Origin of the sequence: Sphingomonas sp. GC_Shp_6 (assembly GCF_026540835.1) — a bacterium.
Taxonomy (GTDB): domain Bacteria; phylum Pseudomonadota; class Alphaproteobacteria; order Sphingomonadales; family Sphingomonadaceae; genus Sphingomonas.
Window position 1 is genome coordinate 25700 of sequence record NZ_JALNUO010000002.1, and the last position, 25169, is coordinate 50868.

Annotated in this window: 20 protein-coding genes and 1 tRNA gene; 17 read left to right on the forward strand and 4 right to left on the reverse strand. The window is 68.1% G+C overall.

Going from position 1 to position 25169, the window contains the following annotated elements:
* Positions 1-2 precede the first annotated feature (2 nt).
* Together OXQ95_RS02830 and OXQ95_RS02835 are read left to right on the forward strand one after the other, a co-directional pair.
* Complete coding sequence (locus tag OXQ95_RS02830) at positions 3-3326, forward strand: multidrug efflux RND transporter permease subunit (protein ID WP_267379369.1); 3324 nt, start codon at positions 3-5, stop codon at positions 3324-3326.
* Positions 3326-4990, forward strand: a complete 1665-nt coding sequence (locus OXQ95_RS02835) for an efflux transporter outer membrane subunit (RefSeq protein WP_267379372.1) — start codon at positions 3326-3328, stop codon at positions 4988-4990. The genes OXQ95_RS02830 and OXQ95_RS02835 overlap by 1 nt, the downstream gene beginning before the upstream one ends.
* Before the next feature lie 140 nt (positions 4991-5130).
* Here the strand turns inward: OXQ95_RS02835 and OXQ95_RS02840 are convergent, their stop codons facing one another.
* Positions 5131-6231 (reverse strand): DUF2332 family protein, encoded by a 1101-nt coding sequence (locus OXQ95_RS02840; RefSeq protein ID WP_267379375.1) that lies wholly within the window; start codon positions 6229-6231, stop codon positions 5131-5133.
* Positions 6232-6294: 63 nt separating this feature from the next.
* On the opposite strand from OXQ95_RS02840, the gene hisG reads away from it, so the two are divergent.
* The 13 genes from hisG to OXQ95_RS02905 all read left to right on the forward strand — a co-directional run bounded on the left by hisG (position 6295) and on the right by OXQ95_RS02905 (position 18132).
* Complete coding sequence (hisG, locus tag OXQ95_RS02845; RefSeq protein WP_267379378.1) at positions 6295-6945, forward strand: ATP phosphoribosyltransferase; 651 nt, start codon at positions 6295-6297, stop codon at positions 6943-6945.
* Positions 6942-8237 (forward strand): histidinol dehydrogenase, encoded by a 1296-nt coding sequence (gene hisD / locus OXQ95_RS02850; protein WP_267379381.1) that lies wholly within the window; start codon positions 6942-6944, stop codon positions 8235-8237. Before hisG ends, hisD begins: the two co-directional genes overlap by 4 nt.
* A 6-nt stretch (positions 8238-8243) precedes the next feature.
* Positions 8244-8714, forward strand: coding sequence for a transcription antitermination factor NusB (gene nusB, locus OXQ95_RS02855; protein WP_242096219.1), 471 nt, complete (start codon positions 8244-8246; stop codon positions 8712-8714).
* Positions 8711-8890: a DUF4169 family protein gene (locus OXQ95_RS02860; RefSeq protein ID WP_267379385.1), complete on the forward strand. Its 180-nt coding sequence runs from the start codon at positions 8711-8713 to the stop codon at positions 8888-8890. The genes nusB and OXQ95_RS02860 overlap by 4 nt, the downstream gene beginning before the upstream one ends.
* 37 nt (positions 8891-8927) lie before the next feature.
* Complete coding sequence (gene thiL / locus OXQ95_RS02865; protein WP_267379388.1) at positions 8928-9830, forward strand: thiamine-phosphate kinase; 903 nt, start codon at positions 8928-8930, stop codon at positions 9828-9830.
* Positions 9831-9917: 87 nt separating this feature from the next.
* The gene (locus tag OXQ95_RS02870; protein WP_267379391.1) at positions 9918-11630 is read left to right on the forward strand and encodes a DNA methyltransferase; all 1713 of its coding nucleotides are present in this window, start codon (positions 9918-9920) and stop codon (positions 11628-11630) included.
* Between the two features lie 196 nt (positions 11631-11826).
* Positions 11827-12045, forward strand: coding sequence for a translation initiation factor IF-1 (infA, locus tag OXQ95_RS02875; RefSeq protein ID WP_003049127.1), 219 nt, complete (start codon positions 11827-11829; stop codon positions 12043-12045).
* A 4-nt stretch (positions 12046-12049) separates the two neighbouring features.
* Positions 12050-12634 carry a Maf family protein gene (locus tag OXQ95_RS02880; RefSeq protein WP_267379429.1) on the forward strand — a complete coding sequence of 195 codons (585 nt, stop codon included), beginning with the start codon at positions 12050-12052 and terminating at the stop codon, positions 12632-12634.
* Complete coding sequence (locus OXQ95_RS02885; RefSeq protein WP_267379432.1) at positions 12627-13559, forward strand: ribonuclease; 933 nt, start codon at positions 12627-12629, stop codon at positions 13557-13559. Before OXQ95_RS02880 ends, OXQ95_RS02885 begins: the two co-directional genes overlap by 8 nt.
* Positions 13556-13729: a DNA gyrase inhibitor YacG gene (gene yacG / locus OXQ95_RS02890; protein WP_242096213.1), complete on the forward strand. Its 174-nt coding sequence runs from the start codon at positions 13556-13558 to the stop codon at positions 13727-13729. Before OXQ95_RS02885 ends, yacG begins: the two co-directional genes overlap by 4 nt.
* 30 nt (positions 13730-13759) lie before the next feature.
* Positions 13760-13835 (forward strand) — tRNA-Phe (locus tag OXQ95_RS02895).
* A 380-nt stretch (positions 13836-14215) separates the two neighbouring features.
* On the forward strand, positions 14216-16474 hold the full coding sequence (locus OXQ95_RS02900) for a TonB-dependent receptor (protein ID WP_267379439.1): 2259 nt from the start codon (positions 14216-14218) through the stop codon (positions 16472-16474).
* A 71-nt stretch (positions 16475-16545) separates the two neighbouring features.
* On the forward strand, positions 16546-18132 hold the full coding sequence (locus tag OXQ95_RS02905) for an AMP-binding protein (protein ID WP_267379442.1): 1587 nt from the start codon (positions 16546-16548) through the stop codon (positions 18130-18132).
* A gap of 10 nt (positions 18133-18142) precedes the next feature.
* Here OXQ95_RS02905 and OXQ95_RS02910 read toward each other — a convergent pair whose 3' ends face one another.
* Complete coding sequence (locus tag OXQ95_RS02910; protein ID WP_267379445.1) at positions 18143-19783, reverse strand: carboxylesterase family protein; 1641 nt, start codon at positions 19781-19783, stop codon at positions 18143-18145.
* The gene (locus OXQ95_RS02915; RefSeq protein ID WP_267379448.1) at positions 19780-21036 is read right to left on the reverse strand and encodes an MFS transporter; all 1257 of its coding nucleotides are present in this window, start codon (positions 21034-21036) and stop codon (positions 19780-19782) included. Before OXQ95_RS02915 ends, OXQ95_RS02910 begins: the two co-directional genes overlap by 4 nt.
* A gap of 256 nt (positions 21037-21292) precedes the next feature.
* On the opposite strand from OXQ95_RS02915, the gene OXQ95_RS02920 reads away from it, so the two are divergent.
* Positions 21293-21919, forward strand: a complete 627-nt coding sequence (locus OXQ95_RS02920) for a TetR/AcrR family transcriptional regulator (RefSeq protein ID WP_242096208.1) — start codon at positions 21293-21295, stop codon at positions 21917-21919.
* Positions 21920-21990: 71 nt separating this feature from the next.
* On the forward strand, positions 21991-22860 hold the full coding sequence (locus tag OXQ95_RS02925) for an SDR family NAD(P)-dependent oxidoreductase (protein WP_267379452.1): 870 nt from the start codon (positions 21991-21993) through the stop codon (positions 22858-22860).
* 94 nt (positions 22861-22954) lie between these two features.
* Here OXQ95_RS02925 and OXQ95_RS02930 read toward each other — a convergent pair whose 3' ends face one another.
* Positions 22955-25135: a xanthine dehydrogenase family protein molybdopterin-binding subunit gene (locus OXQ95_RS02930; RefSeq protein WP_267379455.1), complete on the reverse strand. Its 2181-nt coding sequence runs from the start codon at positions 25133-25135 to the stop codon at positions 22955-22957.
* Positions 25136-25169: the final 34 nt, after the last annotated feature.

Sequence of the window (25169 nt, forward strand, 5' to 3'; positions counted from 1 at the left end):
TCATGCTCAGTCGCGTCTTCATCGATCGGCCCATCTTCGCCTGGGTCATCGCCATCATCATCATGCTTGCGGGCGTGGGCGCGATCCTGGGGCTGCCGATCGCGCAATATCCCGACGTCGCACCGCCGCAGGTGACGATCCAGGCGACCTATCCGGGCGCCAACGCGCAGACGATCCAGAATGCGGTGACACAGGTGATCGAGCAGCAGCTGACCGGCATCGACGGGCTGATCTATTTCCAGTCCGCCTCGTCCAGCCGCGGCTCGCTGACGATCACCGTCACCTTCGAGAAGGGCACCAATCCCGACATCGCGCAGGTGCAGGTGCAGAACCAGGTGCAGCAGGCGGTCAGCCGCCTGCCCACCCAGGTCCAGCAGCAGGGCCTGGTCGTCAAGAAGTCCAATCCCGACTTCCTGCTCGTCGCCGCGGTGTATGACGAGAGCGACCGCACGACCAACCAGGACGTGTCCGACTATCTCGTCTCCAACCTCCAGGATCCGCTCGGCCGCACGCCGGGCGTCGGCAACACCAATGTGTTCGGCGCGCAATATGCGATGCGCATCTGGCTGAACCCCTATCAGCTCAACAGCTTCCAGCTGATGCCGTCCGACGTCATCACCGCGGTGACCAACCAGAATGCCGAGGTCGCAGCGGGCGAGCTGGGCGCGCAGCCCTCGCCCCCCACCCAGTATCTCGACGCCACCGTCACCGCGCAGACCCGCCTCCAGACGCCCGAGCAGTTCGGCAACATCGTGCTGAAGACGACGACCGCGGGCGCCACGGTGCGGCTGAAGGATGTCGCGCGGATCGAGCTGGGGTCCGAGACGTACAATGTCGTCAGCCGCGTGAACGGCCATCCGGGCGCAGGCATCGCGGTGCTGCTGGCGCCGGGCGCCGACGCGCTGAAGACCGCCGAGCTGGTGAAGGGCCAGATCACCGCCGCGGCCAAGAGCTTCCCGCAGGGCTATAAATACGCGTTCGTCAACGACTCGACCGACTTCATCAAGCTGTCGATCGAAGAGGTGGTGAAGACGCTGATCGAGGCGATCATCCTCGTCGTCATCGTCATGTTCGTGTTTCTGCAAAGCTGGCGCGCGACGCTGATCCCGACGATCGCGGTGCCCGTCGTGCTGCTCGGCACGTTCGGCGTCTTCTACGTCGCGGGCTTCTCGATCAACACACTGACGCTCTTCGGGCTGGTGCTCGCGATCGGCCTGCTCGTCGACGATGCGATCGTCGTGGTCGAGAATGTCGAGCGGCTCATGGAGGAAAATCCCGACATGAGCCCGCGCGACGCGACGATCGCGTCGATGGACGAGATCACCGTCGCGCTGGTCGCGATCGCGCTCGTCCTGTCCGCGGTGTTCCTGCCGATGGCGTTCTTCGGCGGGTCGACCGGCGTGATCTATCGCCAGTTCTCGCTGACGATCGTGTCGGCGATGATCCTGTCGGTGCTCGTCGCGCTGATCCTCACTCCCGCGCTCACCTCGCATCTGCTGAAGCAGAAGCAGAAGAACGCCGAGGGCGATCCCGTCGAGGGCAGCTGGGCCGGCCGGCGCTTTCCGCGCGCCGCGCATTTCGTGGCGCGCGGGCGCGACAAGTTCAACGACGGGTTCGACTGGACCACGGCGAAATATGTCGCGGTGGTGAAGACGGTGGTCGACCGCAAATGGCTCGCGCTGCTCATCTATGCCGGCATCGTCGCCTTGCTCGCCATCCTGTTCCTGCGCCTGCCGACCGGGTTCCTGCCGACCGAGGACCAGGGCATCGGCATCGTCCAGTTCCAGCTTCCGCCGGGCGCCACGCAGAACCGCACGCAAGAGGTGCAGACCGCAGTCGAGAATTATTTCCTGAAGAACGAGAGCAAGAACATCGCCACCGTCTTCTCCGCGAGCGGCATCAGCGGCGGCGGCGCACCGGGCGGGCAGAATACCGGCCTGGGTTTCACCGCGCTCAAGAACTGGGACCAGCGCAGCGGCAAGGAGAACACCGCCGACGCGATCAGCGCGCGCGCGTCCGCCGCCTTTTCCAACCTGCGCGACGCGCAGGTCTATGCGCTGGTGCCGCCGTCCGTCCGCGGACTCGGCCAGTCGAACGGCTTCACGATGGAGCTGCAGAACAGCAGCGGCATGAGCCTCGACAAGTTCGAGGCCGCGCGCGACAAGCTGCTGGCGAGCGCGGCAGGCGATCCGAGCCTGGTCGGCGTGCGCCTCACCGAATTGCCCGACGTGCCGACCGTGCATGTCGACGTCGATCCGCAGACGCTCGCGGTGCTGGGGCTCAGCCAGTCGACCGTGAACTCGACGCTGTCGACCGCCTGGGGCGGCCAATATGTCAACGACTTCCTCGATCGCGGCCGCGTCAAGCGCGTCTATGTGCAGGGCGATGCGCCCTATCGCTCCAGCCCGTCGGACCTATCGCAATGGTATGTCCGCGGGTCCACGGGGTCGATGGCGCCCTTCTCGTCCTTCGCCACCACCAGCTGGCAGACCGCGCCGGTGTCGCTGTCGCGCTTCAACGGCATCCAGTCGTTCGAATTCCAGGGCCAGGCCGCGCCGGGCAAATCCTCGGGCCAGGCGCTCGAGCGGATGCGCCAGCTCGCCGCGCAGATTCCGGGGACGAGCATCGCGCTGGCGGGCCTGTCCTATCAGGAGAATCTGTCGTCGGGCCAGGCCTCGACGCTTTACGGCCTGTCGCTGCTCGTCGTCTTCCTGTGCCTCGCCGCGCTCTATGAAAGCTGGTCGATCCCGGTCGCGGTGCTGCTCATCATCCCGCTTGGGCTGGTCGGCGCGATCGTGCTGGTCACGCTGCGTGGCCTGACGAACGACGTCTATCTCCAGATCGGGCTGCTCACGACGATGGGGCTCGCGGCCAAGAACGCGATCCTGATGATCGAATTCGCCGAACAGGAAGAGAAGAAGGGCAAGGGCTTTCTGGAGGCCGCCTTGTCCGCCGCCAAGATCCGGCTTCGCCCGATCCTGATGACGTCGTTCGCGTTCATCTTCGGCGTGCTGCCGCTCGCCATCTCGACGGGCGCCGGTGCGAACAGCCGGATCGCGATCGGCACCGCGGTGATCGGCGGGATGCTCACCGCGACGCTGCTGGCGATCTTCTACATCCCGCTGTTCTTCGTGCTCATCAGCCGCGGCACGCGTGATCTCAAACGGCGCTTCGGCGGCGGCAAGGGTGGCGACGACACCCCGCAGGGCGATGGCGGCACCCCCGCCCCGCCCTATGGCCCGCCACCCGCCCCGCCGCACGCGCAGCCGTTGCTCACCGGCCCCGACGAGCATCTCCCCGCCCTTCCCGCGCCGGAACCCGCCTGATGCGACGCGCCATTCCCCTTCTCGCCGCGGGCCTGCTCGCCGGCTGTTCGCTCGCGCCGCATTATGCGCGGCCCGAACTGCCCGTCCCGCCGTCCTGGCCGATCGGCGACGCGTATCTGGCGCAATCCGAGGCGACGCTGCCGACGATCACCTATCGCGACATCTTCACCGATCCGCGGTTGCAGGCGATCATCGGCCAGGCGCTGGCGAACAACCGCGACCTGCGCGCGGCGGTGGCCAACATCGCCGCGGCGCGCGCGCAATACCGCATCCAGCGCGCCAGCCTGCTGCCCGAGATCGATGCGAGCGGTCGCTACACCTATTCGCATTACGGCAATGGCGTGAGCAGCACCGCCAGCAGCAGCACGGGGACGGGCGCGACGGGCACCACGGGAACCGGCACGACCGGTACGACGACCGGCACCGGCACGACGGGCACGGGAACCGGCGCCACGGGTACGGGCACTACCAGTACCGGAACCACGGGAACGGGAACCGGCACCACCGGCACGGGCAGCGGCAGCGTCATCAGCAGTTCGAGTGCGGGCAGCGCCTTCTCGGTCGATCTGGGCACCACCGCCTTCGAGCTCGATCTGTTCGGCCGCGTGCGCTCGCTCACCCAGGCCTCGCTCGCGCGCTATTTCGAGCAGGAGGCTTCGGCCCGCGCGACGCGGCTCACGCTGGTCGGCGAGATCGCGACCGCGTGGCTCACCTATGCCTCCGACAAGAGCCTGCTCGCCATCGCGCAGAACACCGCGAAAAGCGCCGGGCAGAGCGTGCGCATCACGCGCGCGCGGCTGGAGGGCGGGATCGCGCCGCGCACCGATCTGCGCCAGGCCGAACAGGTCGAGGCGGTGGCAGAGGCCGATCTGGCGCTGCAACGCACCCTGCTGGCGCAGGACGCGAACGCGCTCCAGCTGCTCGTGGGCGCGCCGGTCGCGGGTTCGCTGCTGCCGAATTCGATCGACGAGGCCGCCGCCACCATCGCCACGCTGCCCGCCGGGCTCGATTCGACCATCCTGCTACGCCGGCCCGACGTGGTGCAGGCCGAATATGAGCTGCGCGCCGCCAATGCCGAGATCGGCGCAGCGCGCGCGGCGCTGTTCCCGCGCATCTCGCTCACCGGCATCTTCGGCTTCGCCAGCACCGGCCTGTCGTCGCTCTTCACCGGCGGCGCGTTCAACTTTTCGGTCGCGCCGAGCGTCAGCTATCCGATCTTCCGCGCCGGCGCCGGTCGCGCCGGGGTCGCCTATTCCAAGGCCGAGCGCGACGTGGCGCTCGCCACCTACGAAAAGTCGATCCAGTCCGCGTTCCGCGAAACCGCCGATGCGCTGGCGCGCCAGGGCACGATCGCCGCACAGCTCCGCGCCAACCAGAAGAACCTCGCCGCCGCGCTCGACACGGTGCAACTGACCGATGCGAGCTATCGCGGCGGCATCGGCACCTTCCTCAACAGCCTGGATGCGCAGCGCACGCTCTATGCCGCGCAGCAGACTTTGGTGTCGACCAAGCTGACCGGCGCGACCAATCTGGTGACGCTGTATCAGGTGCTGGGCGGCGATTCCTCGCTCGAGGCGACCGCGGCGGGCCCCCGCCCCGTCGGCCTCTCGGGCGCGCCCCGCACCGAGGCGCCGCTCACGGGGACGAACCCGCCGGCGCGTTAGGGTCTGTTGATCCTAGGCCAATCCGACTTTCCACCGTTCGCGCTGGGCCTATCGAAACACGCTCTCCGCAGGCGCGCTTTCACACGCGGTCACAGGCCCTTGGACAGGCTCCGGGCAAACGGAGCACGGGAACGCCGCCCTCACACCGAAACGCGTGCACCTTCGGGCAGCGCGATCCCGGCATCCGCCGCATCGGGCGCGCGCGAGTCGATCCAGGCGGCATGGGCGTGCGCGGTGCCGAGCACCTGCCAGCCCGGCGCGCCCGGCCAGCCCTGCATGCGGATCACCTGGTGGCCGAGCGAGCGATCGGGCTCCATCGTCACCCAGGCGAGCGGCCGCTCGGCGGTGGCACGCGCGCCCGCCGCCTGCATCGCCGCGCGGATCCGCTCGGCCACGGGGGCGGGCAGATATTGCCACACCACCGAGTGCATCAGCACGCGCGTCGCGCCCGCCGCCTGCGGCTCGGCCAGCCGCGCCTCGACCCAATCGGCGGCATCGGCGCGGACGAGATCGACCGGCGCCGCGCGCAGCATCGCGATCGCGCGCCGCACCCGTTCCAGCCGCTCGGGCGCTTCGGCCCAGATGAACGCGGCGAGCCGCGCCTCGACCGCCGGGTCGGTCGCGTCCATCGGGTTCACGTCGCAGCCGCGCACCGATGCGATGGCGACCGGGGCTGGCTCGGGCGGAGGCCCGCGCCAGTCGTGCACGATCGTCACTCGGGCATCTGCGGGGCCGACGGCCGTTCCGCCCAGATCGATCCGGTAGCGATCGATCAGCAGGTTGAGCCCCGCGCTCGATCCGATCTCCAGCACCTCCAGCGTCGGTCCGTAGCGGCGCGCGACCGCCAGCAGCCCCAGCATCAACGCGGCCGAACGGCCCGGCTCGTTGGTCTGCGGCGGCCCGTCGAGCCATGGCAGCAGCGCGGCATCGTGACGGCGGACCGCGCCGTCCACCGCCGCCGCGATCGCTGCCGCGCCCTGCATCCGCCCCGCGAACACCGCTGCCAGATCCGGATCGGCACCCGCCAGCACCAGCGCGTGCAACCCGCCGACCAGCCGCAGCGGCACCGCGTCGCGTGTCGGCTCCCCCGGCCAGTCCAGCACGCGGGCGCCGGTGTGCGTGTCACGGCTCAGCCCCTCGGCCAATGCCGCGCACACCTCCGCATAGATCGGCGCGGCGTTCGCGCGACAATAATGTTCCTGGATCCGGAACGCCTGCCGAACCACCGCTTCGCCCGTCATCGGCACCTCCACATGGCCACGCATGTTGCACGCTGCGCCCCCCCCACGTAAAGCCCGGCGCCTGTGACCGATCCGATCATCATCGCCGTCCCCAAGGGGCGCATCCTGGGCGAGGCGCTGCCGCTGCTCGCCGCCGCCGGTATCCGCCCCGAGCCCGCCTTCTCGGACGAAGACAGCCGCGCGCTGCGCTTCGCCACCGACGTGCCGCATATCGCGCTGATCCGGGTGCGCGCGTTCGACGTCGCCACCTTCGTCGCGCACGGCGCGGCGCAGATCGGCATCGTCGGATCGGACGTGCTCGCCGAATTCGCCTATTCGGAGCTGTACGCGCCGGTCGATCTCGGCATCGGCCATTGCCGCCTCTCGGTCGCCGAGCCGGCGGACATGGCGGCCGAGGACGATCCGCGCGGCTGGAGCCATGTGCGCGTCGCGACCAAATATCCGCACGTCACCCAGGCGCATTTCGCCGCGCGCGGGGTGCAGGCGGAATGCGTCAAGCTGAACGGCGCGATGGAGCTGGCGCCGACGCTGGGCCTTGCGCCGCGGATCGTCGATCTCGTCTCGTCGGGCCGCACGCTGAAGGAGAACGGGCTGGTCGAGGTGGAGACGATCATGGAGGTCACCTCGCGGCTGATCGTCAACCGCGCCGCGATGAAGACGCGCGAGAGCGTCGTGCCGCTGGTCGAGGCGTTCCGCCGGGCGGTGGCGGCGTGATCCAGCTTCACACCGCCGACGCCGATTTCGCCGAACGCTTCGCCGCGCTGGTCGACGATCGCCGCGAATCCGATGCCGGGCTCGCCCGCGACGTCAGCGCGATCATCGCGTCGGTGCGCCGCGACGGCGAGGCCGCGATCCGCGACCTCACGCAGCGCCACGACCGCCACGATCTCGAGCGGACCGGCTGGCGGATCGACGCCGCCGATTGCGCCGCCGCCTTCGCCGCGCTCGATCCCGATCTGCGCGCGGCGCTCGAACTCGCCGCCACGCGGATCCGCGCCTATCACGAGAAACAGCGCCCCACCGACAGCGACTTCACCGACGAGGCCGGCGTCCGCCTCGGCGCGCGCTGGCTGCCGGTCGATGCGGCGGGCATCTATGTGCCGGGCGGGCGCGCCGCCTATCCCTCGTCGCTGCTGATGAACGCGATCCCCGCCAAGGTGGCGGGCGTCGGCCGGCTGGCGATGGTGACGCCCACGCCCGACGGGCAGATCAACCCGCTCGTCCTCGCCGCCGCGCATCTGGCAGGCGTGGACGAGGTGTGGCGGATCGGCGGCGCGCAGGCGATCGCCGCGCTGGCATACGGCGCGGGCCGGATCGTGCCCGTCGACGTGGTCACCGGCCCGGGCAACGCCTGGGTCGCGGAGGCCAAGCGCCAGGTCTACGGCGTGGTCGGCATCGACATGGTGGCGGGGCCGTCCGAGATCGTCGTCGTGGCCGATGCGAAGAACGATCCCGAATGGACCGCGGCCGACCTGCTGAGCCAGGCCGAACACGACACCACCACCCAGTCGATCCTCTTCACCGACGATCGCGATTTCGCGCGGCGCGTGGCCGAAGCGGTCGAGCGCCAGATCGCCACGATGGCCACCGCCGCCGTCGCGCGCGCGGCCTGGGACGCGAACGGCGCGGTGATCGTCACCGACACGCTGGAGGCGGCAATGCCGCTGGTCGACCGGCTGGCGCCCGAGCATCTGCAACTGGCGGTGGACGACCCGCAGCCGCTGTTCGCGCGCGTCCGCCACGCCGGCTCGGTGTTCCTCGGCCGCTACACGCCCGAGGCGATCGGCGATTATGTCGCCGGGCCCAACCACGTCCTGCCGACGGGGCGCCGCGCGCGCTTCGCCAGCGGGCTGTCGGTGCTCGATTTCATGAAGCGCACCAGCTTCCTCGCGCTCGACGAGCCGGCGCTGCGCACGCTCGGCCCCGCCACCGTCGCGCTCGCCCATGCCGAGGGCCTGCCCGCCCATGCCCGTTCGGTGGCACTCCGCCTCCGGCTCAACAGTTAGACCGTCATGACCCGTATCGCCCCCCGCACCCAGGCGCGCGCCGCCGCCCGCCTCGCCGCCGTCCAGGCGCTCTACCAGCACGACATGGAGGGCACCGCCGTCACCGCCTTGCTCCACGAATTCCACCAGCACCGGCTGGGCGCGACGATCGAGGAGGTGGAATATGCCGATGCCGAGATCGATTTCTTCGACGACATCGTCCGCGGCGCGACCACGCGGAGCGGCGAGATCGACCTGCTGATCGAGGGCAAGCTCGCCAAGGGCTGGAGCCTCGCACGGCTCGACAAGCCGATGAAGGCGATCCTGCGCGCGGGCACCTACGAGCTGATCGCCCGCGCCGACGTGCCGGTGGGCGTCGTCATCAGCGAATATGTCGATGTCGCCAAGGCGTTCTACGAGCGGCGCGAATCGGGCTTCGTCAACGGCCTGCTCGACGCCATCGCCAAGGGCGTCCGCGCCGAGCCGCCGCGGGAATGACCGCAGAAGTCGTCAGCCTGCGCCGCGCCCGCAAGGCGAAGGCACGGGGCGCCGCCGAGGCGAAGGCCGCCGCGAACCGCATGGCGTACGGGCGCACCAAGGCGGAGAAAGAGGCCGAGACCGCCGAGGCCGGCCGCCGGGAGCGCGCGCTCGACGGCGCCCGCCGCGAGCCATAAGCGCCGCTCGCGTCCCCGCGGGGAACGGAGCCGATCGGTGACCGAAGCCGATTTTCTCGAAGCGCTCAGGCGCTTGCCGCTCCACCCCGGCGCACGCGGGCTGCGCGACGACACGGCGGTGCTGGCCGGCCTGGTCGTCACCACCGACACGCTCGTCGAGGGCGTGCATTTCCTTGACGACGATCCGCCGGGCGACGTGGCGTGGAAGCTCGTCGCGACCAACCTGTCCGATCTGGCGGCAACGGGCGCCGCGGTGGAGGGCGTCACGCTCAACTATCCGCTATCCGGCGCGGAATGGGACGCCGCGTTCGTCGCCGGATTCGACGAGGCGCTGGCGGCGATGGGCGCGCGGCTGATCGGTGGCGACACGGTGACGCTGCCGCCGGGTGCCCCGCGCATCCTGACGCTCACCGCCTTCGGCCGCGACGCCGTCGCCCCGCCCCGCAGCGGCGCGCGCGCGGGCGACGGCCTGTGGGTGACGGGCACGATCGGCGATGCGGGCGCGGGGCTCGCGGTGGCACTGGCCTGCACTGGGGATGCCGCACTGCTCGCCGCCTATCGCCGCCCGCAACCCCGCCTCGCCGAAGGCCGCGCACTCGCCCCCCATGTCCACGCGATGATGGACATATCGGACGGCCTGCTGATCGACGCGCAGCGGATGGCGGCGGCGAGCGGCCTGGCGGTGACGATCGACATGGCCGCGGTGCCGCTCTCGGCGGCCTACCGCGCGACCGGCGGCACCGCACTGGCGGCGGCGACCGCGGGCGACGATTACGAACTGCTGTTCGCTGCCCCCGCGGGGTTCGTGCCGGCCGTGGCGGCGACGCGGATCGGGGCCTTTGAGGCGGGCAGCGGATTGGCGTTGCGGGCGGACGGCGCGGCGGTGCCGCTGCCGGATCGCCTGGGGTTCGAACATGGGGTGGACGCGCCGGAACGGTGATCGGCGCCGAAACGGATGTGTTGGACGGCACGCGGCAGGAAGACGCCTCCATTCCCGACCCGACCCCGGCATCCAAGCCGCGTGGCGATGGGCAGACTGGCCCTCATGCGAAGCGCCAAACCCAACCGCCTCTATTACGGCGACAATCTCGACGTTCTGCGAAGCAAGATCGCGGACGAGAGCGTCGATCTTTGTTACATCGATCCGCCGTTCAATTCGAAGCGCAACTATTTTCAGATCTACAACAACCAGGGCGGCGACGATCGCGCGCAGGCCCAGGCCTTCGTCGACACCTGGGAATGGGGTCCCGAAGCCGATGCCGGCATCGCCTGGATCACCGACATCGCGCGACTGCAATCGGGCCGATTGACCGAGCAGACGGTGGAATTGATCCGCGGGCTCGAAAAGGTGCTGCAGCACGGTAGCCTCTTCGCATATATCGTGCACATGACGCTCCGGATCATCGAGATCCACCGCGTGTTGAAACCGACGGGAAGCTTTTATCTCCACTGCGACCCGACCGCTTCGCATTATCTGAAGCTGGTGCTCGACACGGTGTTTTGCCGACAAGGCGGCGATTTCATCAACGAAATCGTCTGGAAGCGATCGTCCGCTCATGGCGACGGAAAACAGGGCGCAAAACATTTCGGCCGTATCTCGGATACGATATTGTTCTACGTTAAGGATGCCCGATCATATCATTTTATAGCCGCCTATGCTCCTTACTCGGACGAGGCGGTTGCGCGCGATTACCGGTATGTCGAAGAAAATACCGGGCGCAGATACCGGCTGGCCCCCTTGGACGGGCCAGGCGGCGCCGCCAACGGCAACCCGTTTTATGACGTGATCGGCGTATCGGGATATTGGCGCTTCAAACGAGAGAAGATGCAACAGCTTATTGAGCAGGGTCGCATTGTTCGATCCAAGACGGGAAAGTCGGTCAGCCAGATCATGTATCTGGATGAGGCAAAAGGTCGACCGATCGACAATATCTGGACCGATATCTCCAAAATTTCTCCGACGTCCAAAGAACGGTTGGGATACCCGACCCAGAAGCCGGAATTGTTGCTCGAACGTATTATCAAGACCTCTTGCCCCGATGATGGCGTCGTTTTGGATGCCTATTGCGGCTGCGGTACGACCATCGCCGTGGCGCAGCGTCTTCATCGGCAATGGATCGGCATCGATATCACCTATCAATCGATCTCATTGATCCTGAAACGGCTAGAGGATCGATATCCCGATCTTTGGCCCGACATCGAAGCGGATATCGTTCTTGATGGCGTTCCCCGCGACCTTGCCTCTGCCGTCGCCCTCGCCAATCGCAAGGACGACAAGACGCGCAAGGAATTCGAGAAATGGGCGGTGCTCACCTATTCGCGCAATCAGGCCCGGATCAATGAGAAGAAAGGGGCGGATGCGGGGATAGACGGAGTCGCCTTCTTCCTGATCGACCGGAACACCAACGGCAAGGCGATCTTCCAGGTCAAATCCGGCGGCGCCAACCGGGCGACGCTTGCAACGCTCAACTCCGATCGGCAGCGCGAAAAGGCCGAATTCGGCATCCTCATCACCATGGCGCCGGCCACCAAGGCGATGCGCGAGGAGGTTGCCGCGGCAGGCAAATACAAGCATCCGATGCTGGACCGCGAGGACGACAGGCTGATCGTGGTGACCGTCGCCGATGTCCTCGCGGGCCACCGGCTCGATCTGCCGATGGCGCGAACGGATGCCGTTCGTTCGGCCCAGCCCATTGAGGACTCGTCAAAGGCCGCCGCCCGTCAGGACCGGCTGTTGTAACCCCGTCCTACACGCCCCCTTTCGACCATGAGGCCACCGCCCCCCGCGTCGGCCCGGCGCTTTGACATCGCGGCATCGGCGCCCCATTTGCCACGATGCGTGGAACCTTCGTCAACTTTGCCCCGCGCTTCCCTTTTTCGCGGGCAGGCGCTAAGGGCGCGGCACGCAAAAATCCCCTGTTATTGAAAGACTGTATTTGGCCAAGGAAGAACTCCTCGAAATGCGCGGCCAGGTGGTGGAGCTTCTGCCCAACGCCATGTTCCGCGTCCGGCTCGAGAACGACCATGAGATCCTCGGGCACACCGCGGGCAAGATGCGCAAGAACCGCATCCGCGTGCTCGTGGGCGACGAGGTGCTCGTCGAACTGACGCCCTATGATCTGACCAAGGGGCGGATCACCTATCGCTTCAAGTGACGGCGTGACCGGCGCCGCACCGCGCCTCGTCCTCGCCTCGTCGTCGCCGCGCCGCCGCGAGCTGCTCGCGCGGATCGGGGTCGTGCCCGCGCGGATCGCCGCACCCGATATCGACGAAGCGCCGCTGAAGGCGGAGGATCCGCGCGCCTATGCGCTGCGCATCGCGCTCGCCAAGGCCGCCGCGGTTCCGCGCGACGCGGACGAGGTGATCCTGGCGGGCGACACCACCGTCGCCGCGGGCCGCCGCATCCTGGGCAAGCCCGCCGACGAGAACGATCTGCGCCGCATGCTCGGCCTGTTGTCGGGCCGTCGTCATCATGTCTTCTCCACGGTCGCGGTGATCGACCGGGCGGGCGTCGTGCGCCACCGCGTGTCGGATACGGTCGTCGCGTTCAAGCCGCTCTCGCCGGCCGAGATCGACGCCTATGTCGCTTGTGGCGAGGGGATGGGCAAGGCCGGCGGCTATGCGATCCAGGGCCGCGCCGAGGCGTTCGTGCGCTATCTGGCGGGCAGTCATTCGGGCGTGGTCGGCCTGCCGCTGTTCGAAACGCGCGCGCTGCTGGCCACCGCCGGCGTGACGCTTGGCTGAGTGGCTCTACGAGGCCGGGATCGGCGAATCCCGCGCCGCGCTCGTCGCCGACGATCGCATCGTGGAGGCGATCGTGGAGCGGCTTGGCCTGCGGCTCGGCACCGTCGCCCCCGCGCGCCTCACCGATGTGGCGCAGGCCCGGGCGACGTTCGCGGACGGCACCGAGGTCCAGCTTGCCGCCGCGCCGCACGGCGTGACGCAGGGTGCCGCGATCATGCTCCGGGTGACGCGCGAGGCGATTCCCGAAACCGGGCGCCTGAAGCTGCCCCGCGCCCGCCTCACCGACGAAGCGCCTGGACCGGGCGCCGATCTGCTCGCCCGGATCACCGCCTCGGGGCATCCCGTCCGCATACTGCGCGCGCATGAGCCCGATGCGCTGGAGGCGGCGGGCTGGTCCGAGATTCTCGACGAGGCGACGGGCGGCGACATCGCGTTTCCCGGTGGCGCACTGCGGATGAGCCCCACGCCGGCGATGACGCTGTTCGACGTCGACGGCGGCGGCGCGCTCGAGCCGCTGGCGGTTGCGGCGGCCACGGCGGTGGCGCAGGCGATCGTGCGGCACGGCGTCGGCGGCTCGATCGGAATCGATTTCCCGACGCTCGCGGGGAAGGCGCCGCGCCACGCCGTCGCGCTGGCGATCGACGCTGCGCTGCCGCTGCCGTTCGAGCGGACCGCGGTCAACGGCTTCGGCTTTCTCCAGATCGTCCGCGCCCGCCCTCGCGCCTCGCTGCCGGAAATGCTGCGCGCGGATCCGGTCGGTGCGGCGGCGCGTGCGGCGCTGCGCCATCTGGAACGCACGCCGCCCGGCGCCCCGCGCCGCCATGCGCTTCCCGCGGCGGTGCACGCGCGGTTGCGGGCGAATCCCGAATGGCTGGCCGAACTCGCGCGTCGCACCGGCACCGTTCACGAACTGGAGAGCCGATGACCGCCACCCCCTGCCCGCTCTGCGACAAGCCCGCCTCGGCCGCACACCGCCCGTTCTGCGGCCCCGCCTGTCGCGACCGCGACCTGCTGCAATGGTTCGGCGAAGGCTATCGTATTCCCGGCCCCGAGATCGCGCCGGATGGGCTGGACAGCACCGCCGAGCCCGACTAAAGGCCCGCTTCCACATCGTTTCGGCGGTGCGCCCGGGTAGCTCAGTTGGTAGAGCATGCGACTGAAAATCGCAGTGTCGGCGGTTCGAATCCGTCCCCGGGCACCATGGCTTCGTGATCGGACCCGTGAGAAACGGCGACGCGACCCGCTGACGTATCGGTAAGACCATTTGATCGTCACATTGAGGATCGGCCCTTCCATCCTGGCCGATGGACCGGAGATGCGCGCTCCCGGCACGCCATGTCTGGGGATCGATCCGGCCGCGCCTGGCGCCCTGCCGTGACGCGCCAGCGCCTTCTTAGCGAAAATGCATCCTGCCTCCTTGCCCCTCATCTCCGGGACGTCGCGCTCGCGCATCTCGCCCTCGTGATACCCGTTCGTTTCACTATCGCGTGAGAGAGGGTTGATTTCGGCTTGGCTTCGGGTAGTTTGGCCCCAACGCGTCCGGAAGTGTGCGCGGTTGGTCAGATGGAGAGGAGTCCCGCTATGAAGGCTCGTGCAATCCGCTTCGGCGTGTCGGCGTTCGCCCTTGTCTGGTGCGGGAGCGCCGTTGCGCAAACCGCACCGTCGTCCACCGATTCGGCGCAATCTGGTGCGCCACAAACGGACACCACCGCTGCGGCGGAAAGCAGCCAGAGCGATCCCGGTCACGACATCGTCGTGACGGCGCTGCGCCGCAATGAAAACCTGATGACCACGCCCGTTGCCGCCTCGGTATTGTCGGGCGCCGATCTCGCCAACAAGGGCGTCGTCGCGGTCGATGCGCTGCAGTTCGCGATGCCGTCGGTCGTGGTGAACAATTTCGGGCAAGGCCTGGAGTTCAACATACGCGGCATCGGCAAGGGTGAGCACAACACCCAGACAACCACCGGCGTCATCACCTATCGCGACGGAGCGCCGACCTTTCCGGGCTATTTCCAGGAGGAGCCCTATTTCGATATCGCCGACGTTCAGGTCCTTCGCGGGCCGCAGGGGACCGTCGTCGGCCAGAATTCCACCGGCGGCGCGGTGTTCGTCAACACGGCCGATCCGATCGTCGGCGGTGGTTACCACGGCTATTTCAATGCCAATTATGGCAACTACAACGATCTTGGCGGCCAGGGCGCGGTCAACATCCCCATCAGCGACACGCTGGCCGCCCGTGCCGCCTTCTACGGCGAACGGCGCGATTCCTTCTACACCATCACCGGGCCGAACGGCGGCGCGTACAACGGCAACAAGGGTGACGTGCGCGAGATCGCCGGCCGTTTCAGCCTGTTGTGGAAGCCGACCGCGAACCTGTCGGTCCTGTCGAAAACCGACATCGACTATCTCGACATGGGCGCCTATCCGGCCGATCCCTATACCGACCGGTTCGCGGTCCTGCCGGGCACGACCACGCCGAACCCCAATGCCCGCGATCTGTTCAACATCACGGCGAATTCGCCGCAAGGCGCCCGCGACAAGTTCGTGCGTTCCATTCTGCGGATCGATTACCAGTTCGACAGCGGCCTGAAGCTCCGCTCGGTCAGCGGCTTTTCGAACGGCAATACCCAGTATATGGCCGATCTGGACGGTACCGCGACCGGCAATTCCTACTTCTTCGACAGCGTGACGGAGACGCAGTTCAGCCAGGAATTCAACCTGATCTCCCCCGATGATCGGCGGCTGACCTATCTGGCCGGCGTGTTCGGCCTGTGGAACAGCTATTTCTTCCTCTCTCCCTATCAGTTCGTGATCGGTGCGCCGCTCGGGGCGCCGAAGACGGAATACCGCTTGCAGGGCCGCAACCCCGAGCGGTCGCTCGCCGTCTATGGTCAGGTCGGCTTCAAGATCACGCCGACGCTGAAGCTGGAACTCGGCGGGCGCTACACCGCCAGCCGGTCGACGAATACGGTCGATATCCTGCAATATGGCGTTTATCTGCCGGACCAGCAGACCGTCACGTCGAACAACTTCTCGTACAAGGCCTCGCTCGGTTGGCAGGTCGACCGTAACAATTACCTCTACGGGTTCGTGGCGACGGGGTTCAAACCCGGCGGTCTCAACACGCCCGTCGGGCTCGGCATCCCGGCGCCGTTCGGGTCCGAGCGCGTCCAGTCCTACGAGGCCGGCTGGAAGGCCAATTTCGCGGGCGGGCATATCCGCACCACGGTCGATGGCTTCTACAATGACTTCAAGGGATTCCAGGTCATCATCGGCTATCCGACGATTCCCGTGTTCGGGATCGAGGTCAATGTGCCCAATTCGACCAAGATCTACGGCGCCGAAGCGGACGCCGACGTCAAGTTCGGCCACTTCTCGTTCGATTTCGGCGTCAACGTCCTGCACAGCAGCCTCGGCCAGTTCTTCGCGACCGACTCCCGTCTGCCCGCACCAACGGCGTGCAGCATCGCCGCCGGTCCTGCCAGCGCTTCTTGCATCGATCTGAAGGGGCGCGAACAGACCTATGCGCCCAACTTCACCATCAACGCCGGGGCGCAATATGACTTCGAGTTCGGCAATGGCGACAAGCTGACGCCGCGCGTGAACTTCGGGCACATCGCGCCACAATGGGCGACCTTGTTCGAGAACCCGCAGCTCGGCGACCGTTTAGGTGAACGCAACATCCTCGCGGCACAGCTGGCGTTGACGCATGGCAGCTTCACCGTCACCGGCTATGCAACCAACCTGACCAACCAGCATTATGTCGCCGCGCTGAACAGCAGCCTCGACTTCGCGGGACCGCCGCGCCAGTACGGTGTCAAGATCCTGAAGACCTTCTGATCTCCCCGGTCTCCGGCCGCGATATCCTTTTGCGGCCGGTCTTTTCAACGGGATCTCATGCGACAATATCTATGCAACCCTATTCTCTGACCGTTGATAAATTCCTCGATCACGCGGCGAAATGGTTCGGTGATCGGGAGGTCGTCGAGGCCGCCCATGGCACCGGCGTTCGGCGGATCGGCTATGCCGCGATGCACGAGCGAAGCAATCGCCTGTCGGGCGCGCTCGGCCATATGGGATTGAGGCCGGGCGATCGGGTGGCGACGCTTGCCTGGAATACGCTGCACCATCTCGAACTCTATTATGCCGTCATGGGCGCGGGGATGGTGTGCCACACCCTCAACCCGCGCCTGTCGACGGCGCATCTGGTCGGCATGATCCGCGAAGCCGAGGATCGGATGATCGCGGTCGCCGCAGACCTGATGCCCCTGTGGCGCGAACTGGCGCCGCACTGCCCGTCGGTCGAGCGGGTCATCGTGCTCGACTCCCGCGACGACGCGCCCGCCCCGGAGGGGGCGATCGCGTATGAGGCGCTGCTGCGCGAACATGGCGCGCCCCGAGCCTGGGGTGGGTTCGACGAAGAGACGCCCGCGGGCCTCTGCTACACCTCGGGAACGACGGGGCCACCCAAGGGCGTCGTCTACACCCATCGGTCGAACTATCTGCACACGCTGCGCACGTTGCAGGCGGACTCGATCGCGTTGACCGCCAGCGACGTCCTGCTGCTCGGCGTTCCCATGTTTCACGCCAATGGCTGGGGCCTGCCGTTTGCGGCACCGGCGGCCGGAACCAAGCTGGTCCTGCCCGGCCGCGTTCTCGACGGGGCCAGCCTCGCCCGGCTGATCCGCGACGAGGGCGTGACGGTGGCGGTGGGCGTGCAGACCGTCTGGCTGGGCCTGACGGATCATGTCGAGGCGCATGGGATCGCCCTCCCCTCGCTGCGTCGCGTCGTGATCGGTGGCTCGAAATGCCCCGACGCGTTGATCCGCCATATGGAGAACATCCTCGGCGCCAGCGTGCAGACGAGCTGGGGCATGACCGAATTGTCGCCGACCGGCACGATCGCGCCCCCGGGCGACGTGCCCGGCGCATCGACGGGCTCGGGGCGGCCGATCATCGGCGTCGACCTGAAGCTGACCGATGCCGAAGGCGCGACCCTGGCCGAGCAGCGCGGCGTCGAGGGGCGGCTGTGGGTCAAGGGGCAGAGCGTCATCGACCGTTATTACAAGTCCGACGTGTCACTGCTCGACGCGGACGGCTATTTCGACACCGGCGACCTGGCCACGATCGATGCGGACGGCAACCTCACGATCAACGGGCGTGCCAAGGATCTGATCAAATCGGGTGGGGAGTGGATCAACCCCACCGAGATCGAGACGGTGATCGGCCGCCATCCGGCGATCCGCCACGTCGCGGTAATTGCCCGCGCCGATGCCAAATGGGGCGAGCGGCCGGTGCTGATCGTGGAAATGGCGGAGCGGCTGGACCCGGCCATGCTTCTCGGGCTGCTCCGCGGCGAGGTAGCGGATTGGTGGATCCCCGCCGAGATCGCCGAAGTCGCGCCCATGCCGCTCGCCGCAACCGGCAAGATCGACAAGGCGCGGCTCCGGGCCGACTATGCCGCCGGCCGGATCACCGGGGCGGTGATCGGCCGCTGATCCTTCCGGATCAGGAGCAGCGCGGGGTCGCCGGCGGCAGCTTGGGGGCGGCAAGCCCCGCATTCCAGTTCCATGGCTGTTTGCCGTCGGCGCGGCGGCGACACACCATCTGCTCGGTCAGCATGTACATGCCCGGCATCAGACCGGCTTCGGCCCGCGGTGTGTCGGTGACATGGAGGAAGCGGCCCTCGGTGCCATAAGCCGGCCACGCCGGCGCAGCGGACGCGCTCGGCCGGCCGTTGCGCGCGAAGCTGGTCCAATAGCCGACCATCGCGTCTGCCAGCGCATGTTCCCCGGCGGTGTCGGGGATGGCGGGCCAGCGCGGCGGCGTACGGTCGATATTGCCGAACACGAACGGCAGTTCGCTGGCGTGGAAGGCGTGCAGCCCGGCCCCGTCGGCAGCCGGATAGCCATGATCGAACAGGTAGAGATAGGCGGGCTCGCCGATCGCGGTCTGCTTGATCGCCATGCGCTGCGCGGTCCAGCCGTAAAGCGCGTCGCGCGTGGTCGCGTACACGCTCTCCTGCATCGTCGCCGACGGATACAGCCGCAGGAACGCATCGGCGAGTTCGCCATAGCGTTCATGGATCATCCGCTCATAGTCGGCCGGCGTTCCGGGCACCTTGGGCGCCAGCATCTTGAGCGACCGGATCTCCCCCTGGTTGAAGCCGACCAGCAGCGGCACCTTGGCCTGCCGACCGGCATCGAACGCGTCGACCATCTGTTCGGGCAACAGCTTGCCGTCGACCAGCCCCCAAGGCCCGAACCCGCCCTTCGCCGCCGCATCGGTCAGCGCCTGCGCATCGAGGGCGCGCAGTGCGGCGATGTCGGGGGCATGCAGCGCAGCGCCGAGCATCTGCCCCGCCGCTTCCCCCGAGGGCGCGCCATAGAGGCTGCGCTTGAGCGCGGGCATCGCAATCATATAGCCGCTTTCGGACACCGCCTTGGCGAAGAGGCCGTGCGCGGGGGGCGAACTCATCAGGTATAGGACGCTGAGCGCGCCCGCGGATTCGCCGGCGATCGTCACGTTGGCCGGATCGCCGCCAAACGCGGCGATGTTGCGCTTCACCCATTGCAGCGCGGCGATCTGGTCCATCAGGCCGTAATTGCCTGAAATATGCGCCGGAGACTCCGCGCTGAGCCCGGGATGCGCCATCCAGCCAAGCACGCCGAGCCGATAGTTGATCGACACCACCACCGCGCCGCGCTCGGCCAGGCGGCGGCCCTCGTAGAGCGGCTCGCGGCTCGATCCGGTCACCAGCGCGCCGCCATGGATCCAGAAGAACACCGGCGCGCGTTCCGCGTGCGCGGGCGCCCAGATGTTGAGCGTCAGGCAATCCTCGCTGACCGGCAGCGGCGCGGCCGGGGAATAGACCGACGGGGGGCCGCCCTGCGGCTGGACGCAGGCGGGACCGAAGGCGGTCGTCTGTCGCACGCCCTGCCAGCGCGTCATCGGCATCGGGGGCTTCCAGCGCAGCGCCCCCACCGGCGGTTGTGCGTAGGGTATCCCCTGGAACACGCGGAGATCGCCTTGCGTCATGCCGGCCACCCCGCCAGCGGGCGCCGTGACGACCGGGGCGCCGCTCTGGCCGAGCACGGGAGCGGGAAGCAGAAGACAGGAGGCGACGAGCAGGCGACGGAACGGAGTCATGCGACGACCTTTCGGGAATGGTTCGACCGGTGGAGAATGCGGGCAAGCCAGGCGAACAGCAGGATGGCCACGATGTAGCAGGGCGCGAGCGTGTAGAGGGCGAGCTGCAGCGCGTGGGCGTGGCCCTGCGCGGCGAACCAATCGCTCGCCCAGCCGACCCAGGTCGGGCCGAGCCCCAGCCCGATGAAGTTCATGATGAGCAGCAGCAACGCCCCCGACAGCACGCGTTGGTCGGGCCGCACCTCCTCCTGCACCAGCGTGACCGCGGCGGAGAGGTAGAAATAGTTGAGCAACATCGCCGCCGTCAGCAGCACCAGCGCCAGCGGCCAGCCCGGCGCCCAGACGAAACCGAGATAGAAGGGCAGCGCGCCCGCCAACGACACCGCCGGCACGGCCGCATAAGCCACGCGCGAGCGGCGGGTCAGCCGGTCGAGGATGCGGCCGGAGGCGAAGATGCCGGCGGCCATGCCCACCCCGACGACCAGCGCATACCAGATCGCGACCTGTTCGAGCCGCATCCCCTTTTCCCGCATGAGGAAGAGGACGGCGAAATTGCCGAGACCGTACGTGACGAACTGGGTCGCGCCGCTCGCCAGCGCGACCAGCATCAGCACCGGGCTGGTGACGAACATCCGCACCGTGCCCCAGAACACGCCGCCACTTTGCGGGTGCGCGGAGGATGCGTCGAGGCCGCCACGCACCGGTTCGCGCACCACGAGGCGGACGACGATCGCCGTGACCATGCCGACCAATCCGATGGCGACGAAGGCGCGGCGCCAGTCGAAGGTCGCCGCGATCCAGCCGCCGAAGGCGATGCCGAGCGCGGCGCCGATCGGCGGCCCCAGATTGTAAAGGCTCAGCGCGGTGGCGCGCCGTCCGGGCGGATAGGTGTCGGTGATGATCGCATAGGAGGGCGGCACGCCCCCCGCCTCGCCGAAACCGACGACCATCCGCGCCGCGACGAGTTGCGGATAGCTGGCAGCCAGGCCACAGGCGGTGGTCGCGCCGCTCCAGATCGCGCAGGCGAGCGACACGATCGCGACGCGATTGGTCTTGTCGGCGAACCAGCCTACCGGCACCGCGATGAAACAGTAGAACAGGGCGAAGTAGAAGCCGCCGATCAGTCCGAGCTGCCCATCGGTGATATGAAGCGAATCCTGGATCGGTTTGGCCAGGATGCCGAGCAACTGCCGATCGAGAAAATTGAGCACGTAAACGAAGGTCAGCATCGCCAGCACCAGCCAGCGACGCACGGGTCTTCCGGCGCGATCGGACGCGACCGTCCGTATGGCCCTGTCGGCTACCAAAATCCTCTCCTCGCGATGCTTTGCCGCTTTCCGCCATCATGAACGCCGCATCCGACTTGTCAATGGACGCTCTCTCGTGTGTGAATATTCGGCGGCACGACGGCGGCGGCTTGACGCACCGCCGGCGAGCTGGAAGGCGAAGGGCGTGACCGAAGCAGCCAAACCCGTCCGCCGATCGCGAAAAGCGGAGCAACGTGCCGCGATGACGGAGCAGATCCTCGACGCGGCCGAAGCGTTGTTCGCCGAACACGGGCTGTACGGCGTGACGTTGAAGGACGTGGCCAAGCAGGTCGGCGTCCACCACACGCTGCTCAACTATTATTATACGGACAAGAAAGCGCTGTTCGACGCGGTGTTCGCGCGCCGCGCGGTCGTGACCAGCGAACGGCGGATGCATGCGCTCGACGCCTATGAGCGCGAAGCGGGCGACGCGCCCACCGTGGAGGGTGCGCTGCGGGCGTTTCTCGACACCGATCTCGATCTCTACATCGAAGGCGACGAGGGCTGGCGCAATTACGCGAAGCTCGGCGCCCAGGTGGCGAACACACCGCATTGGGGCGCCGACCTGATGGACCAGCATTTCGATCCGGTGGTCCTCCGCCTTGTTCGCCTGCTGCGGCGCGCGTTGCCCGACTGCGCCGAAGCCGACATCTTCTGGGGCTATCACTTCGTCACCGGTGCGCTGATGCTGACGCTGGCGCGAACCGGGCGCATCGACAAGCTGTCGAACGGGATGAACCGCTCGGACGATTTCGTCGCCATCAAGCAGCGGATGGCGAGCTTCATGGCCGCAGGCTTCATCGAGATCTGCCGCCGCCCCACCGAATGATAGCCTGATATTCACTCTCTTGATAGTGTCCGTCGCCAGGGCTAAACGGCGGCAAATTCGAGGAGACGGGGATGTCGATACGGGGTCGGGTCGCGATCGTGACCGGAGCGGGAGGCGGACTGGGGCGCGCCCATGCGATGTATCTGGCGAGCAAGGGCGCGCGGCTGGTCGTCAACGATCTGTCGGGTGATGCCGCGGCCAAGGTCGTCGATGCCATCGTCACGGCAGGCGGCGAGGCGATCGCGGCGGCAGGATCGGTGACCGACGAGGCCGCGGTGTCAGAGATGGTGGCGGCGACGCTCGCCCGCTGGGGACGCGTCGATGTCCTCGTCAACAATGCCGGCATTCTGCGCGACAAAAGCTTTGCCAAGATGAGCATCGCCGACTTTCGCGCCGTGATCGACGTCCACCTGATGGGCGCGGCGATCTGCTGCAAGGCGGTGTGGGAGCCGATGCGCGAGGCGCGCTTCGGGCGCATCGTGATGACCACCTCCTCGTCCGGCCTGTACGGCAATTTCGGTCAGGCGAACTACGCCGCGGCGAAGATGGCGCTGGTGGGCCTGATGCAGACGCTGGCGATCGAAGGCGAAAAATACGGCATCCGCGTCAACTGCCTTGCGCCCACCGCGGCGACCGGAATGACGGAGGGCGTCCTTCCACCCGAAAGCCTCGCGCTGCTCGATCCGGCACTCGTCAGTCCGGCGTTGCTGGCGCTGGTCGAGGACGACGCGCCGACCCGCGCGATCCTGTGCGCCGGCGCCGGCCATTTCGCCGCAGCGCATGTCACGCTCACGGCGGGGTTGCAGGCGCCCCGCGACGATGCCGGCGAGCATGTCATCGCCCATTGGCCGGCGCTTGTCGATCGCACCGGCGAGATCGTTCCCGCCTATGGGTTCGTCCAGGCCGAACGGGAGGTCGCGGCAGCCTCTGCCCAGGCCTGACGATGGTGTCGTGCGTCATCGGCGCTCGGCACAGACCGTTCGCGGCGCCCAAAGCATGGCCCGTTCAACAATCGCGCGGTCCAGCCGACGCGACTCAATCGAGCAGCATCTCGCCCCGGATCGGCAGGTCGCGGACGCGCACGCCCGTCGCGTTGAAGACGGCGTTGGCCACCGCGGCGGCGACGCCGATGATGCCGATCTCGCCGAGCCCCTTGATGCCTTCGCGGTTCACCGTCGGATCGTCGTCCGGCACCATCACGACCACCTGTTCGGCGATGTCGGCCGCGGTGGGCACGAGATACTCCGCCAGGTCGCGGTTGAGATAGACGCCGGTCCGCGGATCGACCTCGGTCTTCTCCAGCAGCGCGGAGCTCAGCCCCCAGGCCATGCCGCCCAGATACTGACTGCGCGCCGTGAGGGGATTAAGCACGCGGCCCGCGGCAAACGCGCCGACATGGCGCGGGATGCGAATCTCGCCGGTCGCCGCATGGACGTGCGCCTCGATCATGTGCGCGCCGAACGCCCAGGCGAGCTGGTCCTTGGGCAATGTCAGCAGCTTGATGTGCCCTGCGCGAAGCTCGTCGAGCGCATCGCTGCCCGCGCCTGCCGGCACATAATCGAACGCCACCTCGCGCGCGCCGTCGGGTTGCCGCTTGAGCGCCGCGCACGCCTCGGCGAGCGCGTTCGCCAGGCTGGTGGTGGTCGAGGACCCGCCCGAGATGCCCGCGGGCGGCAGCCGCGTATCGCCCAGCGCGACCGTCACGGCGCCCAGCGGCACGCCCAGCCGCTCGGACGCGATCGTCGCCAGCAGCGTGTAGAGGCCGTTGCCGATTTCGTGATGCGCGGTCTCGATCCGCACCGCGCCCGTCGCGTCCTGCGCGACCCGGAGGCTCGCGGGCCCGATCTTCACCGGGCGCGCCGCCGCCGCGCAGCCATGGCCGATCCACCAGCCGTCCCGCAGCGTCGCCCGCGGCTGGGCGATCCGGCTCGACCAGCCGAACGCCTGGGCCGCCGCATCGAAGCACCGCATCAGCGGGCGCGTCGTGAAGCGCTTGCCCGTCACCGGATCGGTGAGCGTGTCGTTTCGGCGGCGCAGCTCTATGGGATCCATGGCGAGCGCATGCGCCAGTTCGTCCATCGCGCTTTCCATCGCGAAGAGGAACGGCACCTCGGGCGGCGCGCGCATCGGCCCCGGCGTGTTACGGTCGACCCGGCCCAACCGCTCGTGCCCCGCCACCGCCTCGGCGGCATAGAGCGCGGTGGAGACGTCGGTGCCCTCCATCGCGAAATCGTCGAAGCGCGAGGATGCGGTCGCCGCATCGTGGCCGACGCCGAGCAGCGTGCCGTCCCGTGTCGCGCCCAGGCGAACGCGGTGGCGGGTCTCGGTGCGGTGATTCGCCACGGTGAACTGGTCGCGCCGGCTCACCTCGAGTCGGACCGGCCGCCCGAGCTTCCGCGCTGCCAGCGCGCAGAGCGCGGTGTGCTGCGACAGCGCTAGTTTCGAGCCGAAATGCCCGCCGATGAAATGCGAGACGATGCGCACCTGCTCGGGCTTCAATCCGAATTGCGCCGCCAGACCATGCTGCGCCGCCCCGATATAGCGCGTGGGCTCCAGCACGGTCAGGGTGTCGCCCTCCCAGACGCACGTCGTGCTCGGCAGCTCGATCGGATTGTGGTGCTGGATCGGCGTCGTGTAGCGTGCGTCGATCCGCACCGCGGCGCGCGCCAATGCTGCGTCCAGATCGCCCTTGCGGCGGTCCATGTGCTCGGGATCGACCTCGGCCAGCGGCTGCGTCGTGCAGCGCGGGTCGGCGAGTGTCGCCACCGGCGGCTCGCCCGCATAGGCGAAGCGCATCGCCGCCGCTCCGGCTGCCGCGATCTCGGGCGTTTCCGCGACGACGAGCGCGACGATCTGCCCGGCATAGCGGATCGCGGGCGACGACAGCGGCCGCCAACTGCTGTTCGCCCATCCGCCCGCCATCAGATGTTTGATCGGGGCTATCGCCTCGCCGACATCCTCATGGGTCAGGACCAGCAGCACGCCCGGCATAGCGGTGGCGGCCTCCCGATAGATCTGGGTGATCCGCCCGCACGCGATCGCGCTGACCGCCAGCGCGGCGTGCGCCATGCCAGGCAGGATCGTGTCGCCCGGAAAATCGGCCACGCCGCAGACCTTGAGCGGCCCGTCGATACGCTCGTGCGGACGGCCCAGCGCCGCGACCTCGCGATCGGATCGCGCGCGCACGCCATCCATGATCTTCGTGACAGCGACCACGTCCACATCCTCTTCGGACCCATCCTTTCACGCT

Excerpts from the sequence above, each read along its gene's own strand:
- OXQ95_RS02900 (WP_267379439.1), top strand. The coding sequence starts at position 14,216 with ATGAAGGCTCGTGCAATCCGCTTCGGCGTGTCGGCGTTCGCCCTTGTC.
- OXQ95_RS02870 (WP_267379391.1), top strand. The coding sequence starts at position 9,918 with ATGGGCAGACTGGCCCTCATGCGAAGCGCCAAACCCAACCGCCTCTAT.
- nusB (WP_242096219.1), top strand. The coding sequence starts at position 8,244 with ATGACCCGTATCGCCCCCCGCACCCAGGCGCGCGCCGCCGCCCGCCTC.
- OXQ95_RS02835 (WP_267379372.1), top strand. The coding sequence starts at position 3,326 with ATGCGACGCGCCATTCCCCTTCTCGCCGCGGGCCTGCTCGCCGGCTGT.
- OXQ95_RS02840 (WP_267379375.1), bottom strand. The coding sequence starts at position 6,231 with ATGACGGGCGAAGCGGTGGTTCGGCAGGCGTTCCGGATCCAGGAACAT.
- OXQ95_RS02910 (WP_267379445.1), bottom strand. The coding sequence starts at position 19,783 with ATGACTCCGTTCCGTCGCCTGCTCGTCGCCTCCTGTCTTCTGCTTCCC.
- OXQ95_RS02925 (WP_267379452.1), top strand. The coding sequence starts at position 21,991 with ATGTCGATACGGGGTCGGGTCGCGATCGTGACCGGAGCGGGAGGCGGA.
- OXQ95_RS02920 (WP_242096208.1), top strand. The coding sequence starts at position 21,293 with ATGACGGAGCAGATCCTCGACGCGGCCGAAGCGTTGTTCGCCGAACAC.
- OXQ95_RS02860 (WP_267379385.1), top strand. The coding sequence starts at position 8,711 with ATGACCGCAGAAGTCGTCAGCCTGCGCCGCGCCCGCAAGGCGAAGGCA.
- OXQ95_RS02905 (WP_267379442.1), top strand. The coding sequence starts at position 16,546 with ATGCAACCCTATTCTCTGACCGTTGATAAATTCCTCGATCACGCGGCG.
- OXQ95_RS02830 (WP_267379369.1), top strand. The coding sequence starts at position 3 with ATGCTCAGTCGCGTCTTCATCGATCGGCCCATCTTCGCCTGGGTCATC.
- yacG (WP_242096213.1), top strand. The coding sequence starts at position 13,556 with ATGACCGCCACCCCCTGCCCGCTCTGCGACAAGCCCGCCTCGGCCGCA.